Origin of the sequence: Streptococcus sp. 1001283B150225_161107_H12 (genome assembly GCF_015552665.1) — a bacterium.
In the GTDB taxonomy this organism is placed as follows: domain Bacteria; phylum Bacillota; class Bacilli; order Lactobacillales; family Streptococcaceae; genus Streptococcus.
In genome coordinates this window covers 669,007-691,181 of the sequence record NZ_JADNFC010000001.1, presented here as the reverse complement: position 1 = coordinate 691,181, position 22,175 = coordinate 669,007, and the positions used below count along the sequence as shown (strand labels likewise).

Below are 22,175 nucleotides of genomic sequence, written 5' to 3'. Positions count from 1 at the left end.
AATTAGTCTTATTGTAAAATAAAGTGAAACACAAAAGACATGTTTATCTAATATATTATAGTCTCAAAAATATTACAAAATTATAGGAAAATGTTCACAAATTAATCATACAAGAACTTCTCTGGAAACAGGGACTTTTAACCCATTCACATAGATAAAATACACCATTTTATTCCTCCTTATATAGATTTGATAAGGTAGGAAATGGCGGTGAACGATTTTTCATAAAACTCTCTCAATTTTTAGACTTCACTATTAAGAGTGAAAAATCATGTATTTTTACCGCTGTTTTTAGAAAAATAAAAAAAGCGATAGAGCAAAATTGCTATATCGCTTTTTTATTTTTCTAAGTACGTCTAGACGTTTTAAAACTCATGTTGTGATTGAATTGCGTTCAATACTTCTTGCATACTTCTAGCCTTCCAATTTGCCTTAGCATTAAATAAAGTCAATCGGTTATCGTAATGTCCAATAGTAGCAATACCAGCACTAGTTGATCCCTGTATCCCTGAGTACGAATCTTCAATAGCAATTGTCATCCGAAACAATATAATCAAAATAATTCTTCAAATCCAGTTTTTCACACTTTTTCTCAATGATTTCAATACTGAAACAACATCTTTCCAGAACTTCAATAATTTCTTTTTATGTTAAATCATTATTTAACTAAATATTTGAAGGTAATACGTTTCAAAACTACTTTTTTACCATAGATTTTGAGCCTTCAACACATATTACTATGCAAAAAATGCTCTAATTTTTTGAAATTCTAACAAATCCTACTCAACTTCATCATCATCTTTGACTTTCACAATATCTTCCTCAAAATAACATGGAAAAAAGATAATTTTCTTTTGAAATGGGTGCAAAAGAACCATATCTAATAATTTATTGTTAGCAATGATATGTAGACAAATAACGTCATCAATATGATTTTCAACCAGTACATGTGTTTTTAACTCCAAACGATTAGACAAACTTGGCTGTTTTATAATATCGTATGTAATTTTTTTATGTTTGAACTCTCCTCCTTCGATATTCCATAATCTAAAGTAACCATATCAACTGTTAATAATGGTTGAGTTAATTTACAAGAACCGACTCCAGTGAAATGATCCTATCACATTGCCGTGCTTGCTCCATGTTATGCGTAACAACCAAAATTGTTTTACCAAATTGATCTCTCAAAGTTCGAATCAAATCGAATGCTTTTTGAGACATTTCAGGATCTAACGATCCGGTTGGTTCATCTGCTAGGACAATATCTCCAGGCTTTAAAATAGCTCTCACAATCGCAATTCTCTGCTGTTCACCTCCCGACAATTCATTGATTTTACTATTTAACCGATTTTGTAGACCAACAAATTCTAGCGTTTCCTTGATTCTCTGCTCCTTCTCCTGTCTAGAGAAATTAGAAAAAGTCATGGCAAGCATCAGGTTATCTTTCACACTAGATGTAGAAATGAGTGCATTGGATTGAAAAAGATAGTTGATGACATTCCTTCGGTAATGAGCTGCTGATTGCGAATTTACCTTAGGCAAAACTTTTCCGTTGATTAGGATTTTACCACTGTCAACAGTATCCAATAGTCCAATCATATTGAGGATAGTCGATTTTCCAGAACCAGAAGGTCCTACTAAAGCTACAAATTCATTTTCCTCAATATCAAAGCTTAAGTCTTTGAAAATTTCTCTTGAACCAAATTGTTTTGATACACTTTGTACTGAAATTCTAGACATGAGATTACTCCTTAAATAATTGTATGATACTCTCTCCTTCTTTACGGAACAAGCTGAAGTAAAGAAGCATTATCTGAAAAGAAAATGTAGCTAGTGTCATGACTATTCCCAACTTAGAACCCACTAAGATAGAAACGATTAGTTCCATCACAGAAAAACTAATAATGAGAGAAAGCACACCAATATATCTTTTCCATGGTGAGAATCCCATAAAGTATTGAACATACAATTTTTCTTCAAATAACAAGCGGTACATTAAGACAAAACTCCAGAAAATAGCCATCATCGTAATTATGATAATCGCTATGATCGTGCCGAAAAGATAAAATGTATAACTCAGATCTTTTTGAAGACCATTGATAAAGTTCTTGACAGTTGTAAAACTCAACCGATTATCCGTTAAATCTGGAAATTCTGTTTCTAAAATGGACACTACCTGTTCCATCGTTTCCCTATCACGAATCTTCAAAAGACCATTATAGCCACTGACAACTAAGTTTGCCGACTCCATGAAATATGAATTCTCTGGTGTTGAGACAAAAATAACTGGATTCTCACTAGTTGTACCATAAGAAATGGAATCTGACCAAGTAAATATTGGTCGAGACGGTTGGTAAACCTTGAACATAAATTTCTGATTTTCTGTGAAATTAGTTTGTAAATCTCCCGATTTTACAGTGACACTTTCCTGTAAATACGCCTTCATCACCTCAAGTTCTTCTGTATTGAGCGTGTTAGGTAGAAGATAAAGTCGAGTACCATTCCTCATCTCTAGCAACTCTTCATCACTTAGGGGAATACCTAGGTCTTGCAGGTAATTATAGGAGAATTTCAAATACCAAAATGGTTTTTTAGGGACATGCTGGTATGTCCCATAGACTGCATCAAGGGACTCCTGATTAAAAAATTGTCCTTTGGCAATATAGACACCTGGAATTTCAGATATACGCTGGTAAAAGTTATACATACTACGCTCGAGGGAATTTGTAGTTCCTGCATAAGTACCTACATCATCTCCCTCAACAAAGCTGGATATAACGTACATATCTTCAACATTCTTCCACTCCCTAGATACTTTGATATTATCAATAAACTGATTCATTGGAGCATCTAAAGAGTAACTGACTGCGATTAACAAACCAGCTACCAAGGTATAGAATAACAAGCAGGTTACCATTAAAGGCTTCATTGGTAATCGTTTATGAATTGCGGATAATGGAGAAACCGAATAAACAATAATCGTTGGAATAATGAATATAAATAGTAGTAACAAGACTGAGAGGCTGACTCCAGCAAAAACTAGAATAAACGATGATAAACCAAAACTAGACCAGCCTGACAACAACCAACTACATAAAGAGATAATTGGAATAATGTAGATTGAAAATAGTAGAGAATTTTTGAAAAAAGCAGACCATAATTCTTTTCTATCCCATCCTAAAAGAATCAATGTTCCGAAATGTTTAAAGGATTGAAGAACACAGATTAAGAATAGGATCAGTAAAATGAAGGCATTTACTAAGATGCTGATAGCAAGTATTATTCCCCAAATTCCCTGATCAGTACTACTTCCAAAACTTTCTTTTGTCAAATCCTCAACAGAAATACCTGACACCTTTGAAAGATGCAACAAAAAGTTATCTCTTGAGACAGCATCGTGGAGACCATTGATATGGTATATCCCATTAATCGTATTAGTGTTTTGGAAAGTGAAATCTAATCGTTCAATGACTACAGGTGTGCTAAATAATAAATCTGGAAGCTCGTAAAGCATATTATTTGAGCCTTTGTCAAGTCCAATAGTCATACTATTATCACTATGAGATAATAAATTTGCAAATTGTTGTTGTGAGACAACTATTTTACCCGTACTTTCAAAATCTGAAAAACCAGCAGAGCTACCAAGGATGTCTATATAAATCCTATTTAGACCTTCTCCTGTATCACTACTTTCAGAACGTTTTGTCCATATGGACAAGTCACTCTGTTCTAAAAAATAATTAAATACATCTTGTGATTGCTCTTCTGTTAACTTCTGAAGATAAACTGTTACGGTCCCGGAATGATGATTATAACTCTGCCATGACTGTTGATACTGTAAACCTGCTAAAAAAATTGCCACCAGAGCAAGTAAGACACTCTGGATGGCAATCAAAAACAGGATTAAGTATTTCATTTTACCTAATAACATGTTTTTGTATGTCATAGGTACTTACCTACAATTCCAGTAACATTCAGCTGTACCAGTTCCGATGTATTTAGAAGCACGTGCTTCTACTCCAGGGGATTTCCAGCCTGAGAATGCCCCGTTAGCAGATGATGAGTGTTCGTAAACACCAGTCTGAACATTTGAATAGCTCCAAAGACCAGCAACACGACCATAATTCCAATAAACTGCAGTACCTTTATACCAAACTGTTGCAGCTGAAACAATCGAACCACCTGCACCAGCTAAAGTCAGTGCAAGTAAAGATGTTGTAATTATTTTTTTTATGCTTTTCTTCATCGTAAAGCCCTCATTTCTTTCACTTAAAATCTAACAATAACAATGACTGCATTTAGGAGTATCAACAAATCACACCCTAGTACATTGGAATCCCTTCTTTCTAATTAAAAATTAGATGAAACAGAAATACTATATAGTTAATAGTATTTTCATCATTTAATCAACTAATCAGCCTTCCCAACATCAAGACCATTGGAATTCTTTTGTGATTGCACTCGAATCTCAAATTGTTTATTCTTCTGAATAAACTGTTGGTAAGGAATTGTATTACTAAACATAAAAACACCTAGTAATGCAAATGTAACTAATTTTTTAATTCCACGTTTTTTTCTCATGCAATGAAACCCCTTTCTGTTTCCTTGTTTTTATTCTAACATATATATATTACTTAGTCAATTGTTTTTATTACATTTTGAACTTTTTTTTTTTTTTTTTATTACCATAAAGAATTATTTATTCCTTTAACTTGCTATTAACTTGCTATTTTGAACTAAAAATTTTATAATGAAATTAAGCAAATAGGAAGGTTTATTATCTTTAATGAATACACTCGCAGAGAAATTCAGATTGAAAAGAAAAGAGTTGAGACTCTCCCAACAAACTCTTGCAGAAGGAATTTGTGAACAAAGCCAGATTAGTAAAATTGAGAGAGGGCATTTCATTCCCTCCGCAGACCTTTTGTTCAAACTCTCCCAACGACTTGAAGTACCATTAGATTATTTTTTTAATGAACAAATTGAAATTAAATCTAACCTCTCTAATTTCAAGCAATTATCTGCTCGACTATTAGATGACAGAAATTATGAAGATTTGGAATATATTTATAGAATAGAGATTGAACGAAGTACTTTTCTAACACTAGAAGACCGAACTTACCTTGAATGGATTAAAGCTATTATTGACTTCTATCAATATGACAGTAAGTGTGAGGCTATTTCTTCATTGGAAAATATATTATTAAAAGTCTCCTCAAATACTCTGATTTACTTAAAAGTATTAAACACACTGTCTAATTTCTACTCCCTTGTTGGTCGTGAAGAAGATTATGAAAAGAACTACTCTCATTTAATGGAATTATATCAGACAAAAAATTTTGAGCATCAAGAGTTTTTATTTGGCTACATCAGAGTTCGTTACAACTACGCTCACTACCTAGTGTCAAAGGAAAAATATAACGAAGCCATCCAAGAAGCTCTTGAGACGATTGAACTATGTAAACAAAGACAGACAAGCTACCAACTGGCTCCTCTACTTATTCTTGTAGGAAATGCTGGAGCCGAATTTCTAGACAAAGAACAAGTCAAAAATTATTATATAGAAGCAAGAGAGTTATGTAAGATTTATATCAATCCTTTAATGTTGATGAAGATAGAAAATTATTTGAAGGAATTAGATACTGTATAGTTAATCTTACATTATAGTTTTTCTGAAACGTTAAATAACCTGTAAGGCTGATAGTGATATTAATACTATCAGCCTTATAATTTTTCCATGGCATCTCCAATAACTATACTGATTTTGTTTCCCGTTCTAATTTGGTAACATTTTGATTTCTTGTATTATCAAGTATATTGATAAAATTCTCTAATCTCCTAACCTTATATTCGTAATCATCTATCCATTTAGTCATAAATCTTTGATTTTCTTCGATTTCTTTCTCAACCTGCTCCAGTTTGATAGCTGAAGTCAGGTTCATCTTGGCAAAGAGATTGAAAAGAAAAATGATAAATAAGAGTAAACGATAAGATAAAACCATTGAGCAGTTGAATTTATCCAACAAATCAAAAAAAAACTAGTAAGGAAATAAGTGAATAAATATAAGGAGATATTTGCTCAAAATGATGATTTTTTTGTATCGTATGTGATAACTAAATCTACGACTGATGCAATAAAAATTATCATAATTTCAAATATGTTTTATAAAAGATACACATTTTATATAATGGTTGTCTGGGTTCCTATTTTTGAAAACATATCCCTTCTTCTTTTGAAATTTTCTTACTCAAACGATTGATAAACTTATTCACTTTAAATACGATATTTTCATATCTATTGCTCTCTAATTCTATCTGGATACCTAACTCATTCAATTCCTTCTCAACAACATCAATGCCAATTTTATCAGTTATATTCAATTTTGAAAGATTCAATTTCATTTTTTGCTTATTTTCAACTGAAGCCAGTAAATATTCTGCTACTTGATTTAAGGTTGTCACTCGTTCTTGCAAAGCATTGATTCTCAATTCTGAAGCTGCCAATTCATGAATTAAATCATCTTTAATTGTAATATAAGAGTGCTTATCCATATCCAGCTCAAGTAAAGTATACACTTCCTCAATCTTCTCTTTAATCATATCGACTGTCGTTTTTCTGCGGAATGGAATCGTTTGATTTTCAGAGCTGAACTGTCTAATCAATGTTCGACCTTTCATGTAGCGATTCTTCTCAGGATCGTCTTTATGATAGACATAGTAGGAGCTAGTTTCTCTAATAAAAACTTTCACCTTCTCCTCTTCAATATCGAGCTGCATATTCGGCACAAAGATAAGCCCCTCCTGACGAATACCAAACTTGACCTTGATGTAAATACCATCATCTACTACTTTTTCAATTTGATTGAGTGACAACTCTACCTCAAACTCATGAACGGCATCTCTGTTGCTCTTGAACTCTTGATAGGATTCCCAGAACTTCTCATCTCTTGGGAGTTCTTTTTCTTTGGAAAATTTTTCTTCTTGATAAAATTGAACCAAATCCTCAATTTCTGGATTTTGCCAATCTTTTCTACTCTCAAAATAATCTTGGAAAAATTCTACACCATAAAGATTTTTCTGGTCTAGTTCTGTCTCTTTTACCTCCACTCCTGCCAACTGGAAATACACATGCTTTTGTTTGGGAATGATAGTTAGATCAAAAAGTTTCGCAGTTTCAATCAAGTCATCTATATTCTCAGCCTTTGATAAGAGAAATTCCATGAGTTCTTCCATTTCCCTTTTGGCAAAGTAATTCTTAAAAAATTCTTCTGTATAAGGTTGCTTGCGATTGAGTTTATTGCCACGCACCACCTGTTTCATGGATGAGTCCGTCATAAAAAAGGTCGCATGCTTGTGGCTAAAATCCATTTCTACATGTAGTAGTGGAGCATTCTTTTTGAAATCCTCAAAGTCTCTAGAATGTTCCATCAAAAAATAGAGTCGCTGCTTGAGTTCATACTTGTGATTGGTCTTGCGATAAACTTCATACTGCTGGTGAGAATAGCGATTCTCTATAATTTTCGCCCCTGCAATTTTAGAAAATCTATCTGAAATCATTCGAAGATTTCGCTCCACTTTATAATCCCACTTAAGTTTTTTGTCAGAATTGCTGTCAACCGAGTTTATAATGATGTGATTATGCAGATGGTCTTTATCAACGTGGGTCGCAACGATAAAGCGAAACTTTCCACTAGTCAATTCTTTCATGGTCTCATAACCAATCTGATTGATTTGTTCAGGAGTGAGATTGTCCTCTGGCGAAAAGGACTGAATAATATGGTGAGCATGGATTTGTCGTTGTTTCTCCTCCAGCCTATCGTGTCGAAAATCGTAAAGCGTGTCATTGTTGATAAAATTTTCATGATACATCTGCACCATTTCCTCATAGCTAGGAAAGTCCAGAAAATTCCTCATATCATAATCCGACACTAAGGTATGATTTTTTGTTTTATCAGGATTGAGAATATACTTGATGAGCTTTCTGCGATAACTCTTTCCATGAATGGCAAAATGCTTAGTGATGACCATGGAACTCCCTCAGCTTTTGAGCTTGTATTGTAAATTCTTTCTCAACTTCTTTTATCAATTCAGCGATTCCCTTTTTCAACTCTTGCAATTCTTCGCTAGAAATCAACTGAGATTGGTTCACACTTCGAGCAATCTGATTGATGTTATTGCCAATCCTCTTCAACTCAAACACTAAGTCTTGGTAGCCATTTGTATCAATGGTGATGAAATTCATTCCAGGGTCAAGTAGGGTGCGTCTCGCATATTCAGAAAAAGATTGGCAGCTACTTTGGTCTATATTTCTATTTAGTTGGTTCAACTCAATATCAGACAAAAACACTTTCTTGAGATTGATTCGGTAACGATGTTCCATGTGTCTACCTCATATATTTGTCTTGGAAGTCTTGACTGAGAGGAATGGAGTTGCCAACTTCTTTAATCAATTCCTGTACGCAGGTTAAGAGAATAGATACATGTTCCTGGGTGACTTGACGTTCTGACTGGATCGAAATTAAAATCTCATGAACATCACGGCTGATTTGTTCTAGTTTTTGAGATTGCCAAAGGGTGAACCATATCTCTATCTGTTTTTGTAAATCAGAGGAGAGTAAACTTTTACGGAGAAAATCTGAAAAATTAGTATCTCCCTGCTCTCTCATCAAAGCTAAAATTTGCTTTTCCTCTTCATCTGTTAGGCGAAATTGTTTCCGAATATCACGCACGTCTCGTTTCATACTGCTACTTCCTTTCCAAAATACCTGTACTGACAATGTCTGCTACCGTACAATGTCCGTACACTTTTACACCAACTGATTTTCATTCTTGTAAGGCTTTGCGAGCTCAGATATTGTGTCCACAATATCCCAAAAATCATATCGCCAGCTGACTAAAACCTTCCAGTTTGGACAGCTAACGATAAGATAACTTGGTGGCTCCGCCCCCAAACCCCCAGAGAAAAATCTTAGTTGGATTTTTTAAAGTTGAAAAAAGTATACCAAAGGGAATTTGGAAAAGTTATCACAGGAGAATAAGAGTATGAAAAAAGAGCCTTTCGACTCTTAAAAAGTTGAACTTATCCAAATAGCAGAATTATCTACAAGGAGTGTTTATTACATCCTCTTAGCTATATTGAACTCATCTAATCGTTCTCTTTTGTCTTTTGCATTCTGAATATATCGACTATAATCTTCTTTGAAATCGTTCAAACTCACTAAAGAAATATAAGAATCGTGCTCATCATCATAAAGATCATTACATGGATTTTTCTTATAAACCGACTTAATATTTAGCATGTTCTTTCTAGCTAAATTATCAAAATATTTCAAAGACCTACACGACTTAGTCTGCTGACAATGTTGACAATAATGAGTACTATCATATAGTATCTTATCTCTAGCTTCATCAGTATAAACAGCTATCACACCATTTGTTCTGTTATTTTTTCTATCCTCTAAAGAATACCTTAGTTCATCATAAAGCCAATCATCATAATTTCCAATCCAATTCTTTCTATAAGAAACAGCCTCTGGAGTTAATAATACAATTGTAACCGATGTATCCTTTAACTTCTCATATAGATATTCCTGAATAATGTTCTCACTCATTTGACCTCTATCAACATCTTCTGATCTATTAATTACCTCAGTAGATTCATCAAATAAATCAACTAGTTCATCTTTAATCTCTTTTCCATCACTAAAACGGAACGAAATAAATATTTTGGTTGCCATTATCGTACCTCATTGACAATTTTATCAATCGTGGAAAAAACTTTAGTGAAATCCTTTTCAGTCTCCAAAGTTTCCCAGTAATTATCTAAATAACTATATTCTCCTGATTGTTTCATCTCATCAAAAATTTCTTTTGCAGCAAATCCAGTAGAGGCAATCGGAATGATTATTTTTCCTTTTTCTTTAGCTATTTGAAATTCCTCCATCATACCTGAAGCAAGCTCTACCTTACCATCAACTAGCTTGTTACCAAATAAAAATATACACACCCCTGACTCACTAATCATTTGTTCACGGTTCTCGGTCCAACGTTCTTTTAACGGTTTCTCTCCGTTGTCATTTTGTGGAAAAGGAAACAAACCAAGGTGCTCACTTACATGTCTATATTTAGTTTTATAAATTTGATCTAGCGCACCGTTAATAACATTACTTCCTATACCAAGTCCAAATCCTGATATTATTTTATAATCTTTTGAAACAAGAAAACTCGATAAATCATAGCAGTATTGATTTACTTTTTCTTTACTCCACTTTTTACTATAGTCTGATATACTACCAGAGATGAAGATTGTATTTTTAAAATATTCTCTTTCAATTTCTAGTAATAATTGGGGAATCTCAATATAATCATTTACCAAAACAGTCTCAATACCATATCGTTTTAAGTCTATTATTTTTAAATCTTGCTTTATTTTTGCATAGTCATACTCTTTTTTCGTTTTATAATCTTTTCTTAATACAGTTCTCTGAATACAATAATGTTCTCTTTTGTTATCTCCTAATAAAATATTCACCTTTCCTAAAATAGACTCTAGATTTGGATCTTCAAAACTGAACCCTACAAATAAGAACGTTTTTGAGACTAGGTCCCCACGCAAGGCTGTAACAAATAACGAATTTTTCTCACCATATCTTTCATAATCATCTTTTGAAATAACTGCATCTTGGGGAGATCTTATATCACCGTGCATTTTATATACAATAGCATCACTATCATAAATATTAATAGCCAAATCATCTACTTTTCTTTTTATATCACCCCTGCGATTATTTTTTTCCAATCCATTTTCTATGACCTCATCATAATTTGTTGTCCAATATGTAGAAATGGGAAGACGTGTTAATAGATTCATAACATCTGTTTCTGCATCTGAACTAGAAAACTGATTAATTATTTCTTGATTCACAGTACCACGATTTCCCATTTTAAAATTGATATAGTATTGCGCCACTCCAATTAAATCTGTTTCTTTATCAATGTCCAAATTTATTTCTTCTGAGAATGGTCTTACCAATTCTTTCCAATTAACAAAACCTGCATCAACTGATGTCCCCGCACCAGCAAATACTGCCGCATTCCCTTCTTGAATAACTTCAGTATATTTTTTAATAAATTGCTCTTTTTCCATATTAACTACTCCTATTTTTCCAATCATTAAATATAATAGATGATTGTTTATCAACTTCAATTGTAATGTTTTCAGAAAGATGTAGCTCTGGATAAATAGAATAAAATTTGGGAATAATTGTTCTATTTATTTTTTCTGAAAAATAGATACATATTTTCTTTCCAATTGCATCTGCATATCCCAATTCCCAAGCACACCACTGAGAATTAAGTGTCTTACTTGAAAAGTACAAAACAAATACATCCGATTGTTTTATACGCTCTTTGATAATATCGACTGTTGAAGTATTACACCATTCTCGTTTCAGATCGTATTTATCATTAACCCAGTCAATATATACGACTTGGCCATTTTTGTTTAGTTTTTTATAAAATGTTATTATTTTTTCTTCATCTTGAGAGTTATGTGAAAGAAAGATATCAAATTTTTTTATCTTTTCTAGATCATCAATGTATAACCTCTTCTTCAACTCTTCTGGTCCTTTCCTATTTGTTACTATTTCATTATCAATAAAATTTGTTTTTCCTTTCTTTTTTCTACTCAATCTAAACGGTAGAGATAAACTTTGAAAGTACGACTGAACTTCTTTTTTTAGCGATTGATTTCTTACATGACCATTTATTGCATAGAAAAAATTATGAACTTCCTTTGAATCATACTTCGAAAGTTCTCTAATGATTTCTAATCTTTCATGTAAATCATGTGTTTTAAAAAATCTTTTGCAATAATGTTCCAGATAAGAGGGATTTATTTCTTGGATATAATCTAATGATTTTTTTCTTTTTATAGTTTGCAGCTTTAATTTTGCTAAAGATTTTTTTCGAATTTCATCTGCCTGAGTTTTTCTCTCTTCAATACTCAAAATATTTTTTCTTACTCGCCTTCTTATATATTTAGATGTTTCAAGAATAAAATCATTAGTTTCTAAAGACATCCTTTTACTCTGAATTTTAACTAAATTTTTTTTAATAATACGTTTACCATACCAATAGTTTCTTTCTATTATCAGTCTAGAAATTTTATCAGGAAACATATAAATAAATTTTTTAACATAATCTTTGTTGGAAAATTTTGCTGGCATAGCTTCTATGGTCATATTATGGGCCAGTTTAAACTCTTTTTGTAATTTTATATAAAATTCATTATATTGTCTCATTACTTTGCCCATATAATCTGCAACCTCATAATAAATATTTACTGTTTTATAACTCCTCTACGGAAATTATTACAAATTCCCTTTTTTAATTTGGTACTCTTCTGCAACAAGAGAAGCTGTTTTATTATCGTACCTTTTACTATCGTAATAGAAAAAATAAGGAACCTGATAACCATACCACACGTTCAATCCTGTTTCCTTTTCCAATAATTTACAGAACTCCGTTGAATATTTCTTACAAAACATTGAAGTTATTATTTTAAATTGACCTTCAAATATTATTCCTCTATTTTGAAACTCTGTAACAATCTCTTCAAATTCTTTGTCTAATATATCTCTTAATTCCATAGTTTTCACCTATTCTTTCTATTTGATATTAACATAAAACATGACTAATTAAAATTTTCTCAATTTGTTTTCCCCAGTCTCAACATTTACTTCTTACCTTACTCCACTCACTAAACAGAAACTCTTTGAGCTTGATACAATGGATAATTGTCTTTCTAGTTCGCTTTTTCCATGGAGAAAGATAGCTATTGGATTTTGGCTCATTCACTTTCCTTTCGTCAGTGTGCAAACATTTCGACCTAAGGCACAGGCGAACTCATTCTCACTAGAATCATATAAACTCATTAAACTACCATTCACATTTCTGATGTTTTTAGTATGTACTCAATACCATCCAAGTAGCTCCTGTAACGCTCAAGCTCTTCAAAAGTACTCACTAGATAAATGTTGGTATTCACCATATCAGATAAGGCGCCACTCATTACAATCAAGTGATTGCTCTCATCATTAAAGACGAGGTTCTGGCTATCTTGATAACAATAGTGATGAGTTAGGAGATTTGTTCAACGTTTCTTAACAATCTCCATTTTTAAAGTCAGTTTATTATCTTCCCACTAGATTTAATATTTTTTCTTTCCCAACAATATTCACATACGATACATTGAACTTTTGGCAGATTGTGTCTATTAATTCTTTTGAAATTATACTTGTTCCCTTTTCATAACGGCTAAGGCTATTGGGTGAAATGTTTATAATTCGGGCAAATTCTGGACATGTCAGGTCATGTGCCTTTCGTATGAATTTTATATTGTTTCCAATCATGGCATGCTTCTTTTACTCGATAATACTATTATAACATTTAGAAATTAAAAAACAGATTCTAAATCAATAGAACGTATAATTCTAAAATTAGAATTTTCAGTGATAATTCTATAAAATGTTGCTTTTCTAATAAATTTGTACTTATTTTCTTCAGACTATATAAATATCTCGTTGTTGTAAGTTTGTAATTGACTCAAAAGTATTAGATATAATTTCAAAACAGTGTTTTAGCTATAGCTGATCAATATCATAGTTTGCTATTGAATGATAAGTAAAAATTCATTATACAATTCAAGCTACTGAAGATGAATTTATGATATACTAGTGATAATAAATTGTTATCGGGAGGAAAGTTGAGAAATGACCAGTTGTTTTGTAGTTATGGGGTTTAATACTAAAAAAATTCCTAATACAAATATAGAAGTGGACTTGAATCAAGTCTATAATAATTTAATTAAGCCAACAATTTTAGAAAAAGAATTAGTTTCTGTTCATGGTAAAAACCACTTTAGAGCTGATGAAGTTTTCAGTACACAGAGTATAACGAAAACATTTATCGAAGGTATATTAAAAGCAGATATTGTAATTGCAGATATTACTACTTTAAACCAAAATGCTATCTATGAGTTAGGTCTACGTCATGCTATGAAACCCAAATCAACCATTATACTGTGTGATCATCACACAGCTAAGATTAGCTTTTTTGATATTGCACACTTACCTCAAATCAGATATGATTCTGATAAGTTAAACGAAGTGGATGAAGTTAACAAGGTAAAAAAACTGCTTTCTGAATATATTGATTCCGCTATAAAGTCAGATGAGACATTTACTGATAGTCCAGCCTTTGAATCTGCTCTATACCGTGTAATAATTAACGATTTAATCGATAAAACTGAAATTCAAAGTGAAGAAGCATTAGACAAGTCAATAGCTGAACTTTATGATCAAGCCACGGAACTCAAGAATTCAGAAAAGTATCCTGAGGCAGAAGAAATATTTCAGCAAATTTTAGAAAGTGGATTTATTGATGAAGAAATTTTGGCAGGCTATTTACTATCATCCTATAAGAAAAATGAATCTTCGCTAGCAAATTTAAAAATGGCACAGCAAAATATTAGTAAATATATAGATATAAACACCACAACATATCATAAGTTATTAGGTATTTATGGAGCTATTTTCTTACGTATATTTTATATTACAAAGAATAGGAGTGACTTAATCTCTGCAATTAATTACTATAGGTTAGGCATGAATTTTGAAGATAGAAATATTTATTGCGCAAGGAATTACTGTGCTAACCTGTTAAAAATAGCCTTAGTTGAGAAAGATGTTGAAGTTTTAAAGGAGTTCTACTATACATCTGTTTATACAGCAAAAACTATTTTAGGATCTTTAGAAAAAATACATCGTAAATCTAGTGAATATGACGACATTTGGTTTCTTTCCAATCAAGAGGATTTAATGCTGATTTCAGGCCTTCTTTCAAAACCTATTAATGATATTGAGGGTTTAACTGAACGACAGAAAAAAACAATTAATGAAGGTAGTATTATGTTAAGTGAGGATCTCCAGAGGATTAAAACTGCAATTGTAAATGGTAATTAATAGTTTATTTCCCCTCCTTTGATAAAGTTATACTTATCATCAAGAAGGTTTTTCCATGCATGAAAACTTTTTTGAAACCCTTCTGATTGCAAGTACATTAATATATTTTCTTTTGTTTCTAATGAGAATTCAGGTGATGTTATAGAATATTCTCCCTTCTTTAAAATCCCTTCTTCAGTTAAACTTTCTTGAGGAATAGATAGCATTGGAAGATTATAAGTTAGCGCTAAAATCCCTTCAATATGACAATAAACACTTGTAACCCACTTATTCTTTAAGTGGGTCTCTTTGGATGCAAAGAAGTCTGGATTATCCTCAGCTCCCATTTTTCTGGTTCCACTAGAAATAAATGTCTGACCAAATGCAACAATTATAATTCCGTAACTCCTTTGTATCATCTCACTCAACGAATTCATGACTTCGTAAGGAGTATACTCAGCAGCTTGTAATGTTACACATTCAATATTGTGTCGTCTTAAAAATTTAATCAATTCTTTAATAAATAAATTTTGATTCTCTGTAAATGGATTAGGTCTGCTTAAAAATACTCTTATTTTTTTATTTGTCATATTCGCTATCTCCTACCGATAACAATTTATTATCACTATACAAAGCACTCAAATAGGTTTATAATAGCATGATTATTGACAAAGGAGATTTTTATGGATTATAAACTTATTTCTACTTACTTAGATTATTGCAAAACTCATAAGCGTTTGAGTTCACACACGATTCGAGCTTATAAGAATGATCTTATACAATTTTATAATTCAAACTATGATAATGTCGAATCCTATATCGAAGAGTTGACACAATCTAACATAAAAACGAATACATTAAGAAGAAAAATTGCTTGTATAAAGGTGTTTTATAACTATCTAAAATACCAGCACATAATTGAAGAGAATCCCTTCAATCAATTACGCTTTCAATTTAGAACTGAAAAAATATTGCCTAAAACGATTCCGTATGATATTCTGAAAAATATTTTTTCATATTTAGAGCAGAGAGTAGTTATATCTAAAACTGACTATCAAAAACAAAAAGCTGAAAGAAATCTACTAATTATTTCCCTATTACTTTCAACAGGTATCAGAATTTCTGAACTTTGTCACATTCATCTCAAAGATATTAATCTTTCCAATAAGACACTCCATATTATAGGAAAAGGCAAGAAAGAGCGTATCCTATTTTTAGGAGATCAAACAACCTTCAATTTATTAGAAACATATATAAATAAAAACGGAAAGGAATCTAATGATTTCCTATTCCCAGGAAAACATTCGCCTAAACCATTGTCAGAGCAAAGTGTACGTTTAATTTTAAAGAGAATCGTTGAACAAAATAGCTTATCTAAAACTATTACACCACATATGTTTAGACATAGCTTTGCAACAATGCTTCTAGATAATGATGTAGATATTCGATATATTCAACAAATTCTTGGACACAGTTCTATATCAATCACACAAATCTATACTCACGTATCTCATTCAAAACAAAAAGAAATACTTAGTTCTTTCAATCCTATGTCAGTGATTCATTCTGAAATCGAGTAAGAGACATTTCCGAAGGTTACAGTTTACTTCATCTTAAATTAATATTTGTAGTTCGACTTTAGTTAATAGATTTTATACTCAACAAAAGCAAAAAACATATAAAACTTCACTTTGAATCAGCATTTATACTTTATTACGTATTAAGAACTCCATTTTTTCAGACTATCTTTAAAACATTCCTCAAAAATAAAGAGAAGATTGTCAACGCCCTTCAAATACCCTATTCTAACGCCAAATTGGAAGCGACTAATAATCTCATTAAACTCATCAAACGAAATGCCTTTGGTTTTCGAAACTTTGAAAACTTCAAAAAACGGATTTTTATCGCTCTGAACATCAAAAAAGAAAGGACGAAATGTGTCCTTTCAAGATCTTAGCTTTTCTTCAACCCACTGCAGTTGACAAAGAGCCATAACATTTAGAAAAAAGAAATGCACCATTTTTGGTGCGTTACTTCTTGTTTTTCTAGCCTAAACTTTACTTCTAAAAAAGCCACCTTAAAGAGTAATTCCTTTTTCGGTGGCTTTTTAAAATACTATACATTAAAATACTCTTGTTTAATTTTTGTAAGCAGATTGTTAGCAACCGAAGTTACACCAACATGCATCAGTTCAGGATCAGAATAATCTAGATTACGAGCATAGCCTTCTGCAACAGTCTGAGCAATACGCTTATCCAATTTATAATTAGAGGCTTTTAATAGTGCTTGAAATAATTCTGAACTATATAGTTTAATATTATTTTCCAATGATACTACTGCCATTTTTGTAACTCCTCTCCTGTTTTTGATTGATAAACCTTCTCTATTTTCATTATATCACAAAAAGATTGGTTGTGGATGGATAATTGTTTAAAAGAATATGGTTTTCTAAACTCAGCAAGCATTTCTTCTTTTGTAATTTCATTCTGACGAAAACGAGCTAAAGCTTGGGTTGGATTGTCATCAGTCTGAACACCATAGATAAAATCAAAATGGTGTTGTAATTCATCTGGATTTTCCCGATTTTGAACGACAAATTCAGCAAAATCTAAATCTGACTCTGACTTTTTATGTTTTGCAAAATAGTGACAATGATAGTCAGGGTTCTTAAAAATTTCTATAAAATTTGAAATACGAAATTCTACTATAATTCCTACTTCTTCTTCTGAGTCAAAAATATTATTATTAGAGCTGCTTCGATTTAATACTTCAACTTGCTTGTTAATAAATTTTCTAGCTTGTTCAAAGTCAGGCGTGATATAGAAACCAGGACCAAAATCTAGCTCACTTCCTAAATTAAATTTAACATCTATACCACTTTTTAAGGATTCTAAATGTCTCAATAATGTAGCATGAAACCACTGCGTCTGACCTAGTTGCTTTTCCTGCTTGGTAGTCAACTCCAAAATATTTACTTCCTTCTCTAGTCTATACTAAAAGTATAACACAAGACTTTATTCAAGTAAAAGAAAATTGTATAAAACTATTCACTTCCTTCCGTCTTTCCTAAATCTCTCTAAATTCTTCTCCAATTGTTCCTTATGAAGTTGATTCTTAGCTTCCTTTAATGTGTCGTCCAAAGTTTCTTCCCTATAAGTTGATTCTGTTTTTACTTGTTCTGATTCTTGATCTGGAGTGAAAATGATATCTAACAGTCGGTCTATTTTTTCAAGATCTTGGACAGACATATCAGATAGTCTATGAATCAGCTTTTTAAATACATCACTATTGTCGTGATTTTTCTTAAAAAATGTTGTAAACATCTATAACCTCTCAAAAAAAGCAGCCTATCAGGACTGCTTAGTGTAATTCCGAAATCGCATCATAAATGGACTGTAATTTCTTATTGTCTTTATTCTTTGTGTCAATCAACGTATGTAGCTCTTCAATTTTCTTTTGACTGCTTTGAATATCGCTATTGTTATCAGCAATAAGTCTTTTAAGATGTTGCTGATAACTTGTAGTGATATCTGTCTCTTTTCCTGTTCTAACCTCTGTAACTTTAGGTTTAGAACTAGAATTTGATTCCGTCACAGGCGCTTGTTTTCGCTTTTGAAAAGCTGCTTCATAATTTACATCATTACCTCCTTGATGATTTCCAAATAAGGCCGCAATTTTATCTGAATCCCCTTGATTTTCTGATTTACTTTCTAATGGTTGATTAAAATTCCAATCTTTTGTCATTCACTCATTTCATCCTTTCTAAATTCAGAATCATCGAATTGTCTTTCTTTACCAAAGGCATGGTCAAGAGCTTCTTCAAAACTCATGTGACTGATGCTTTGACGCCTTTTGAACGTCGCAAACATCGCTGTCTCCAGTTGCTCTTTGTAAGCAGCGAGTTTTTCTGTCTCTCTTGCTACCTTGCTTTCTTGCCTAGTGACCTTTTCTTCTAAGCGCTCGATTATGGTCATATACGATCCTCCTTCATTCTAATATTAGCTAAAACATCTTGATTTTGTTATCACAATTCTAAACATTGAGAGTTTTGTCTTACTGGTGGATTTCCAAATGTCTCTTTTACAGTTTCAAGCTTAAATTGAAAATCTGATTTCTTTTCTCTAAGAATATCGTTCCAGTCTATTTTTTCTTTCCCAGATTCATTATTAGGTAAATCCAGTAAAACAGGAAATCCTGATTGAGATAACTTATCAGAAAAATCTTTTCCTGCATCATCACAATCTACCGCAAGTGTCAATAAATCAGGATGATTATCGAAATAGGTGGTGGTATCACGAATTGTATTGATCAAATGCAATAACTTTGAAGGTGTTACTGTATCTAAAAATTCCAACTTCTGATTTTCTTCAGCTATTAGTCGTAAAGTTTGATAAGCAACAACAGACCTTTTTAATCCTTCCATAGATACCAAACGAACATTAGTTAGACTTTGTTGATGAAGTTCGTAATAGCTCATCAAGTCGATGAACGATTCACAAAAGACCAGTCTATTTGGTTTACCAATGTCAAAGGATATTCCAACATGTCCATGGCTTCCTTTTAGAATCGTTTTTAACCTTTCTCTAGGAAGAGAGTGATTCTTATAAATTCCTTGTAAGCTTGCTGCCTGCAGCTTGTGGCGATGATCAAAGCTTTTAAAAACGTTAACAGGTTCAACTGTTTCATTTGTTTTCCAACTAGCTTGTGCTATCAAACCTTGTTGAATCATCTTTTGTATGATTTCTTCTGAGATTCCTCTACATTCTGTTAAGTAATATCTAGTCAAACTGCAGTTAGAATCTTCTACTCTCTTTAAAGGATAATAAAATGGTCTCTCTCTTTTTTCTTGAATAGCTTCTTTTTGAAAAGGTTCTTCAGAAAGAAAGGCTAGAGCTTCTTTAAAGGAAATTCCCTTAACAAGTCGAACAAAATCAATGACATCACCTTGAATATCTCTTGAAAACCATTTAAAAGTATTGGTAGTTGAAAAAATCCGAAATGAATCGTGTTCAGGATGTTCATAGACACTGCTCGAAACTTGTTTAAAGGAGATACCTAAACGATTGGCTACATCAAGAATTGAAATTTGCTTACATTCTTCTATTCCCATGCAATATCATCATTTTGTCGTAGTATTTGGCAGTGATGGTATTGATGATGATTCTTCTAAAGTTTTAGGAGTTGCATTATCTAAATCATCTAACCCAGATTTCCAAACCTGTACTTGATTGACCAATAACTTACCTGGTAGTTTCGAATAAGACAACTTAACCGTTCTGGTTTCTGTCTGATTGGTCTTTGATTGGTTGGCATTCTTTAAATCGGATACATAGGTTACATTATAAGACACCATAGCAATGGCTTGATTCGTAGTCTGATTGACAAAGATATCAGCTTTTTCAAAATGATAATCCAAAATATAATCCTTATACACTTGGTTCATGGCATCATTTTGACTTGACAATTCTTGAGAATAAGCTGATTCAGTCATATAAGGTTGAATACGTGTATTATTTTCTCCGAGCTTTTCTTTCGTATAGTACTGTGTCAAAAATTCTTTTACAGTATCTGATGACAAAATACTTGCTTTATCTTCTGCTTGTTTGTCCTCTACAAGTTTAGCTGCAGCCAATTCAATCTCTTTACGACTTTGTTTAGCAGTAGAATGTTGACCAGCAGTATATCCCATCATGAGAATAAAGCTAGTTGCAGCCACTGCTCCAACACTAATTAAGGCTTTAGTTTTGACTTTATTTAACATCTTAGACCTTCTTTCTATAAAAACTAGGTCAAGAATAACAAAAAGAACTTGTAAGTTTTATCACATCACAACGAAAGGTAATTCCTACATTTCAGGCGCAAAATCGTACAGTTCAGAGAAAAAAATAAAACTAGCTGTCTTTGAAGTATAATAGACTTATTGGAAAAAAATAAAATGCATACTGTACTATGCTATACTATAGTTAAGAAAACTATTTACAAAAGATCATGCAACTAACTTCTGAGAACTTTAAATTATTTATTAGTGTAAAAAAGGACACCTTCCCAACGAAGATATCCTGTCTAAATAAAGCTTATAAAACCAAACACTATAAAGGAGGACGTCCAAAAACGCTAAGTCTATAAAAACAGTTGATGCTAAACTTGCGTTATTTATTCTATTGACCAACTCTACGTCTCCTAGCTTTTGATTTTGGTCTTGGATTAGCGACAGTCACCGAACGATAATATTGGTAGAAGATACTCTTCGTTCTTCAGGTCTATTTGCCTTAGACAACTTAAAAGCAGCAAGTGTCACTATAGCTATTGATGTCATAGAAAGTCCTATTTCAACGTCCTAAAAGAAACCAAAGTAAAATTATTCAGGAAAAAAGAGACACACCACGAAGACACAAGACTTAATTTAAGATTCTTTAGGTCTTGATATCATTAGAAATCTTGATTTTAAAGGCTTTAGAGTTCAAAAAAATTAACGATATTTAATAATATTACATTATATTGGACAGTAAATGGACAGTGACAGAGTGTTTGAAGGAGAGTAAAAGAGGCTTAAATGCCTCTTTTTGAGTGTTTACACATAATTATTGATAGTATCTTAACAATTCGATTTGTCAATTAATAATTTAATAACATTGTTAAAAGTATTGTTATTCCTTAGTGTCACAATCTTATTAAATGGACTTTTCATAATTTTTTTAGAATGTAATGATGACTGATATTCTTCCTTAGAATTAGAAATCACAAAAAGAGCTGTTTCACCAATAAAAAATTTCAAATCATTCGTATCCCACTGATTTTCAATTATTTCTGTTATTATTTCTCGATTTGTTTCTCTTAAATAAAAGAGTGCATCCCTACGATAAGAATTGTTATTCCACCACCAATTAGGTAATTTCTTAAAATCCTGCATAATTTCATTGGAAGAAATCACTACAAAAGGAATATTAAATGAATATGATGTTCGGAATAATTCTGAAATCAAATCTACTATTTCTTGAACACCTTTGTCAGTCTTAAATAAAATATTTCCAGTATTAAGATAGCTTACCACATCTAGAAATCCTAAATCTATCAACTGTTTTTTTAATACTATCATACTAACTTTATTCTGTTTACCTAAATTAATTCCTCTTAATAACAAGACATATTGCATTTACTTCTCCTTTGAAATTG

24 protein-coding genes and 2 pseudogenes are annotated in these 22,175 nt (G+C 32.0%); 5 read left to right on the top strand and 21 right to left on the bottom strand.

Features of this window, described 5'->3' with window-relative positions:
• Nucleotides 1-1,083: 1,083 nt before the first annotated feature.
• The 4 genes from I2C87_RS03185 to I2C87_RS10110 all read right to left on the bottom strand — a co-directional run bounded on the left by I2C87_RS03185 (nt 1,084) and on the right by I2C87_RS10110 (nt 4,581).
• Nucleotides 1,084-1,740 carry an ABC transporter ATP-binding protein gene (locus tag I2C87_RS03185; protein ID WP_195323916.1) on the bottom strand — a complete coding sequence of 219 codons (657 nt, stop codon included), beginning with the start codon at nt 1,738-1,740 and terminating at the stop codon, nt 1,084-1,086.
• A 4-nt stretch (nt 1,741-1,744) separates the two neighbouring features.
• Entirely contained in the window at nt 1,745-3,946 is a 2,202-nt protein-coding gene (locus tag I2C87_RS03180; protein ID WP_195323915.1) for an FtsX-like permease family protein, read from the bottom strand.
• A gap of 6 nt (nt 3,947-3,952) precedes the next feature.
• Entirely contained in the window at nt 3,953-4,246 is a 294-nt protein-coding gene (locus I2C87_RS03175; RefSeq protein WP_195323914.1) for a hypothetical protein, read from the bottom strand.
• Nucleotides 4,247-4,410: 164 nt separating this feature from the next.
• Nucleotides 4,411-4,581, bottom strand: a complete 171-nt coding sequence (locus tag I2C87_RS10110; protein WP_267471993.1) for a PhrA family quorum-sensing system peptide — start codon at nt 4,579-4,581, stop codon at nt 4,411-4,413.
• 205 nt (nt 4,582-4,786) lie between these two features.
• Here I2C87_RS10110 and I2C87_RS03170 point away from each other — a divergent pair, with 205 nt between their 5' ends.
• Complete coding sequence (locus I2C87_RS03170; protein ID WP_195323913.1) at nt 4,787-5,650, top strand: helix-turn-helix domain-containing protein; 864 nt, start codon at nt 4,787-4,789, stop codon at nt 5,648-5,650.
• A gap of 554 nt (nt 5,651-6,204) precedes the next feature.
• On the opposite strand, the gene I2C87_RS03160 is transcribed toward I2C87_RS03170, so the two are convergent.
• The 8 genes and pseudogenes from I2C87_RS03160 to I2C87_RS03125 form a co-directional block, all read right to left on the bottom strand.
• Complete coding sequence (locus I2C87_RS03160) at nt 6,205-8,028, bottom strand: SAG1250 family conjugative relaxase (protein WP_195323912.1); 1,824 nt, start codon at nt 8,026-8,028, stop codon at nt 6,205-6,207.
• Entirely contained in the window at nt 8,015-8,380 is a 366-nt protein-coding gene (locus tag I2C87_RS03155; RefSeq protein ID WP_000401233.1) for a MobC family plasmid mobilization relaxosome protein, read from the bottom strand. Before I2C87_RS03155 ends, I2C87_RS03160 begins: the two co-directional genes overlap by 14 nt.
• A 4-nt stretch (nt 8,381-8,384) precedes the next feature.
• Nucleotides 8,385-8,741, bottom strand: coding sequence for an SAG1252 family conjugative relaxosome accessory protein (locus I2C87_RS03150; protein WP_000817622.1), 357 nt, complete (start codon nt 8,739-8,741; stop codon nt 8,385-8,387).
• A gap of 375 nt (nt 8,742-9,116) precedes the next feature.
• Nucleotides 9,117-9,737, bottom strand: coding sequence for a TIR domain-containing protein (locus I2C87_RS03145; RefSeq protein WP_094753225.1), 621 nt, complete (start codon nt 9,735-9,737; stop codon nt 9,117-9,119).
• Complete coding sequence (locus I2C87_RS03140) at nt 9,737-11,146, bottom strand: SIR2 family protein (protein WP_195323911.1); 1,410 nt, start codon at nt 11,144-11,146, stop codon at nt 9,737-9,739. The genes I2C87_RS03145 and I2C87_RS03140 overlap by 1 nt, the downstream gene beginning before the upstream one ends.
• A gap of 1 nt (nt 11,147) precedes the next feature.
• Nucleotides 11,148-12,314: a toll/interleukin-1 receptor domain-containing protein gene (locus I2C87_RS03135; protein ID WP_094753227.1), complete on the bottom strand. Its 1,167-nt coding sequence runs from the start codon at nt 12,312-12,314 to the stop codon at nt 11,148-11,150.
• 57 nt (nt 12,315-12,371) lie between these two features.
• Complete coding sequence (locus tag I2C87_RS03130; protein ID WP_094753228.1) at nt 12,372-12,650, bottom strand: hypothetical protein; 279 nt, start codon at nt 12,648-12,650, stop codon at nt 12,372-12,374.
• 296 nt (nt 12,651-12,946) lie between these two features.
• Nucleotides 12,947-13,412 (bottom strand): annotated as a pseudogene (locus tag I2C87_RS03125) (helix-turn-helix domain-containing protein).
• 360 nt (nt 13,413-13,772) lie between these two features.
• Here I2C87_RS03125 and I2C87_RS03120 point away from each other — a divergent pair.
• Nucleotides 13,773-15,023, top strand: a complete 1,251-nt coding sequence (locus I2C87_RS03120) for a hypothetical protein (protein WP_195323910.1) — start codon at nt 13,773-13,775, stop codon at nt 15,021-15,023.
• On the opposite strand, the gene I2C87_RS03115 is transcribed toward I2C87_RS03120, so the two are convergent.
• Nucleotides 15,020-15,592 (bottom strand): hypothetical protein, encoded by a 573-nt coding sequence (locus tag I2C87_RS03115; protein ID WP_151379471.1) that lies wholly within the window; start codon nt 15,590-15,592, stop codon nt 15,020-15,022. The two genes, I2C87_RS03120 and I2C87_RS03115, sit on opposite strands and share 4 nt — an antisense overlap.
• 93 nt (nt 15,593-15,685) lie before the next feature.
• Between I2C87_RS03115 and I2C87_RS03110 the strand changes: the two genes are divergently transcribed.
• Nucleotides 15,686-16,582: a tyrosine-type recombinase/integrase gene (locus I2C87_RS03110; protein WP_195323909.1), complete on the top strand. Its 897-nt coding sequence runs from the start codon at nt 15,686-15,688 to the stop codon at nt 16,580-16,582.
• A gap of 65 nt (nt 16,583-16,647) precedes the next feature.
• Nucleotides 16,648-16,959, top strand: a complete 312-nt coding sequence (locus I2C87_RS03105; protein ID WP_416385281.1) for a transposase — start codon at nt 16,648-16,650, stop codon at nt 16,957-16,959.
• A gap of 158 nt (nt 16,960-17,117) precedes the next feature.
• On the opposite strand, the gene I2C87_RS03100 is transcribed toward I2C87_RS03105, so the two are convergent.
• The 7 genes from I2C87_RS03100 to I2C87_RS03070 all read right to left on the bottom strand — a co-directional run bounded on the left by I2C87_RS03100 (nt 17,118) and on the right by I2C87_RS03070 (nt 20,763).
• Nucleotides 17,118-17,345: a hypothetical protein gene (locus I2C87_RS03100; protein ID WP_000301903.1), complete on the bottom strand. Its 228-nt coding sequence runs from the start codon at nt 17,343-17,345 to the stop codon at nt 17,118-17,120.
• Nucleotides 17,336-17,968, bottom strand: a complete 633-nt coding sequence (locus I2C87_RS03095; RefSeq protein ID WP_000424175.1) for a DUF3990 domain-containing protein — start codon at nt 17,966-17,968, stop codon at nt 17,336-17,338. The genes I2C87_RS03100 and I2C87_RS03095 overlap by 10 nt, the downstream gene beginning before the upstream one ends.
• An 81-nt stretch (nt 17,969-18,049) precedes the next feature.
• The gene (locus I2C87_RS03090) at nt 18,050-18,325 is read right to left on the bottom strand and encodes a hypothetical protein (protein ID WP_000495441.1); all 276 of its coding nucleotides are present in this window, start codon (nt 18,323-18,325) and stop codon (nt 18,050-18,052) included.
• A gap of 37 nt (nt 18,326-18,362) precedes the next feature.
• Nucleotides 18,363-18,746, bottom strand: coding sequence for a DUF5945 family protein (locus I2C87_RS03085; protein ID WP_000159223.1), 384 nt, complete (start codon nt 18,744-18,746; stop codon nt 18,363-18,365).
• Nucleotides 18,743-18,976, bottom strand: a complete 234-nt coding sequence (locus tag I2C87_RS03080) for a DUF5965 family protein (protein WP_000152419.1) — start codon at nt 18,974-18,976, stop codon at nt 18,743-18,745. Before I2C87_RS03080 ends, I2C87_RS03085 begins: the two co-directional genes overlap by 4 nt.
• Before the next feature lie 50 nt (nt 18,977-19,026).
• Nucleotides 19,027-20,112, bottom strand: coding sequence for a toprim domain-containing protein (locus tag I2C87_RS03075; RefSeq protein ID WP_000510561.1), 1,086 nt, complete (start codon nt 20,110-20,112; stop codon nt 19,027-19,029).
• Nucleotides 20,113-20,121: 9 nt separating this feature from the next.
• Nucleotides 20,122-20,763, bottom strand: coding sequence for a hypothetical protein (locus tag I2C87_RS03070; RefSeq protein WP_050078401.1), 642 nt, complete (start codon nt 20,761-20,763; stop codon nt 20,122-20,124).
• A gap of 227 nt (nt 20,764-20,990) precedes the next feature.
• Between I2C87_RS03070 and I2C87_RS10190 the strand changes: the two are divergent.
• A pseudogene (locus I2C87_RS10190) lies at nt 20,991-21,406 on the top strand (IS5/IS1182 family transposase); the annotation flags it as partial.
• A gap of 191 nt (nt 21,407-21,597) precedes the next feature.
• On the opposite strand, the gene I2C87_RS03065 reads toward I2C87_RS10190, so the two are convergent.
• Nucleotides 21,598-22,155, bottom strand: coding sequence for a DUF1697 domain-containing protein (locus tag I2C87_RS03065; RefSeq protein WP_094753913.1), 558 nt, complete (start codon nt 22,153-22,155; stop codon nt 21,598-21,600).
• Between the last annotated feature and the right edge of the window lie 20 nt (nt 22,156-22,175).

What these genes read in the sequence shown, in the direction of transcription:
- I2C87_RS03185 (WP_195323916.1), bottom strand. Translation starts at nt 1,740, where the DNA reads ATGTCTAGAATTTCAGTACAAAGTGTATCAAAACAATTTGGTTCAAGA.
- I2C87_RS03180 (WP_195323915.1), bottom strand. Translation starts at nt 3,946, where the DNA reads ATGACATACAAAAACATGTTATTAGGTAAAATGAAATACTTAATCCTG.
- I2C87_RS03175 (WP_195323914.1), bottom strand. Translation starts at nt 4,246, where the DNA reads ATGAAGAAAAGCATAAAAAAAATAATTACAACATCTTTACTTGCACTG.
- I2C87_RS10110 (WP_267471993.1), bottom strand. Translation starts at nt 4,581, where the DNA reads ATGAGAAAAAAACGTGGAATTAAAAAATTAGTTACATTTGCATTACTA.
- I2C87_RS03170 (WP_195323913.1), top strand. Translation starts at nt 4,787, where the DNA reads ATGAATACACTCGCAGAGAAATTCAGATTGAAAAGAAAAGAGTTGAGA.
- I2C87_RS03160 (WP_195323912.1), bottom strand. Translation starts at nt 8,028, where the DNA reads ATGGTCATCACTAAGCATTTTGCCATTCATGGAAAGAGTTATCGCAGA.
- I2C87_RS03155 (WP_000401233.1), bottom strand. Translation starts at nt 8,380, where the DNA reads ATGGAACATCGTTACCGAATCAATCTCAAGAAAGTGTTTTTGTCTGAT.
- I2C87_RS03150 (WP_000817622.1), bottom strand. Translation starts at nt 8,741, where the DNA reads ATGAAACGAGACGTGCGTGATATTCGGAAACAATTTCGCCTAACAGAT.
- I2C87_RS03145 (WP_094753225.1), bottom strand. Translation starts at nt 9,737, where the DNA reads ATGGCAACCAAAATATTTATTTCGTTCCGTTTTAGTGATGGAAAAGAG.
- I2C87_RS03140 (WP_195323911.1), bottom strand. Translation starts at nt 11,146, where the DNA reads ATGGAAAAAGAGCAATTTATTAAAAAATATACTGAAGTTATTCAAGAA.
- I2C87_RS03135 (WP_094753227.1), bottom strand. Translation starts at nt 12,314, where the DNA reads ATGGGCAAAGTAATGAGACAATATAATGAATTTTATATAAAATTACAA.
- I2C87_RS03130 (WP_094753228.1), bottom strand. Translation starts at nt 12,650, where the DNA reads ATGGAATTAAGAGATATATTAGACAAAGAATTTGAAGAGATTGTTACA.
- I2C87_RS03120 (WP_195323910.1), top strand. Translation starts at nt 13,773, where the DNA reads ATGACCAGTTGTTTTGTAGTTATGGGGTTTAATACTAAAAAAATTCCT.
- I2C87_RS03115 (WP_151379471.1), bottom strand. Translation starts at nt 15,592, where the DNA reads ATGACAAATAAAAAAATAAGAGTATTTTTAAGCAGACCTAATCCATTT.
- I2C87_RS03110 (WP_195323909.1), top strand. Translation starts at nt 15,686, where the DNA reads ATGGATTATAAACTTATTTCTACTTACTTAGATTATTGCAAAACTCAT.
- I2C87_RS03100 (WP_000301903.1), bottom strand. Translation starts at nt 17,345, where the DNA reads ATGGCAGTAGTATCATTGGAAAATAATATTAAACTATATAGTTCAGAA.
- I2C87_RS03090 (WP_000495441.1), bottom strand. Translation starts at nt 18,325, where the DNA reads ATGTTTACAACATTTTTTAAGAAAAATCACGACAATAGTGATGTATTT.
- I2C87_RS03085 (WP_000159223.1), bottom strand. Translation starts at nt 18,746, where the DNA reads ATGACAAAAGATTGGAATTTTAATCAACCATTAGAAAGTAAATCAGAA.
- I2C87_RS03080 (WP_000152419.1), bottom strand. Translation starts at nt 18,976, where the DNA reads ATGACCATAATCGAGCGCTTAGAAGAAAAGGTCACTAGGCAAGAAAGC.
- I2C87_RS03075 (WP_000510561.1), bottom strand. Translation starts at nt 20,112, where the DNA reads ATGGGAATAGAAGAATGTAAGCAAATTTCAATTCTTGATGTAGCCAAT.
- I2C87_RS03070 (WP_050078401.1), bottom strand. Translation starts at nt 20,763, where the DNA reads ATGTTAAATAAAGTCAAAACTAAAGCCTTAATTAGTGTTGGAGCAGTG.
- I2C87_RS03065 (WP_094753913.1), bottom strand. Translation starts at nt 22,155, where the DNA reads ATGCAATATGTCTTGTTATTAAGAGGAATTAATTTAGGTAAACAGAAT.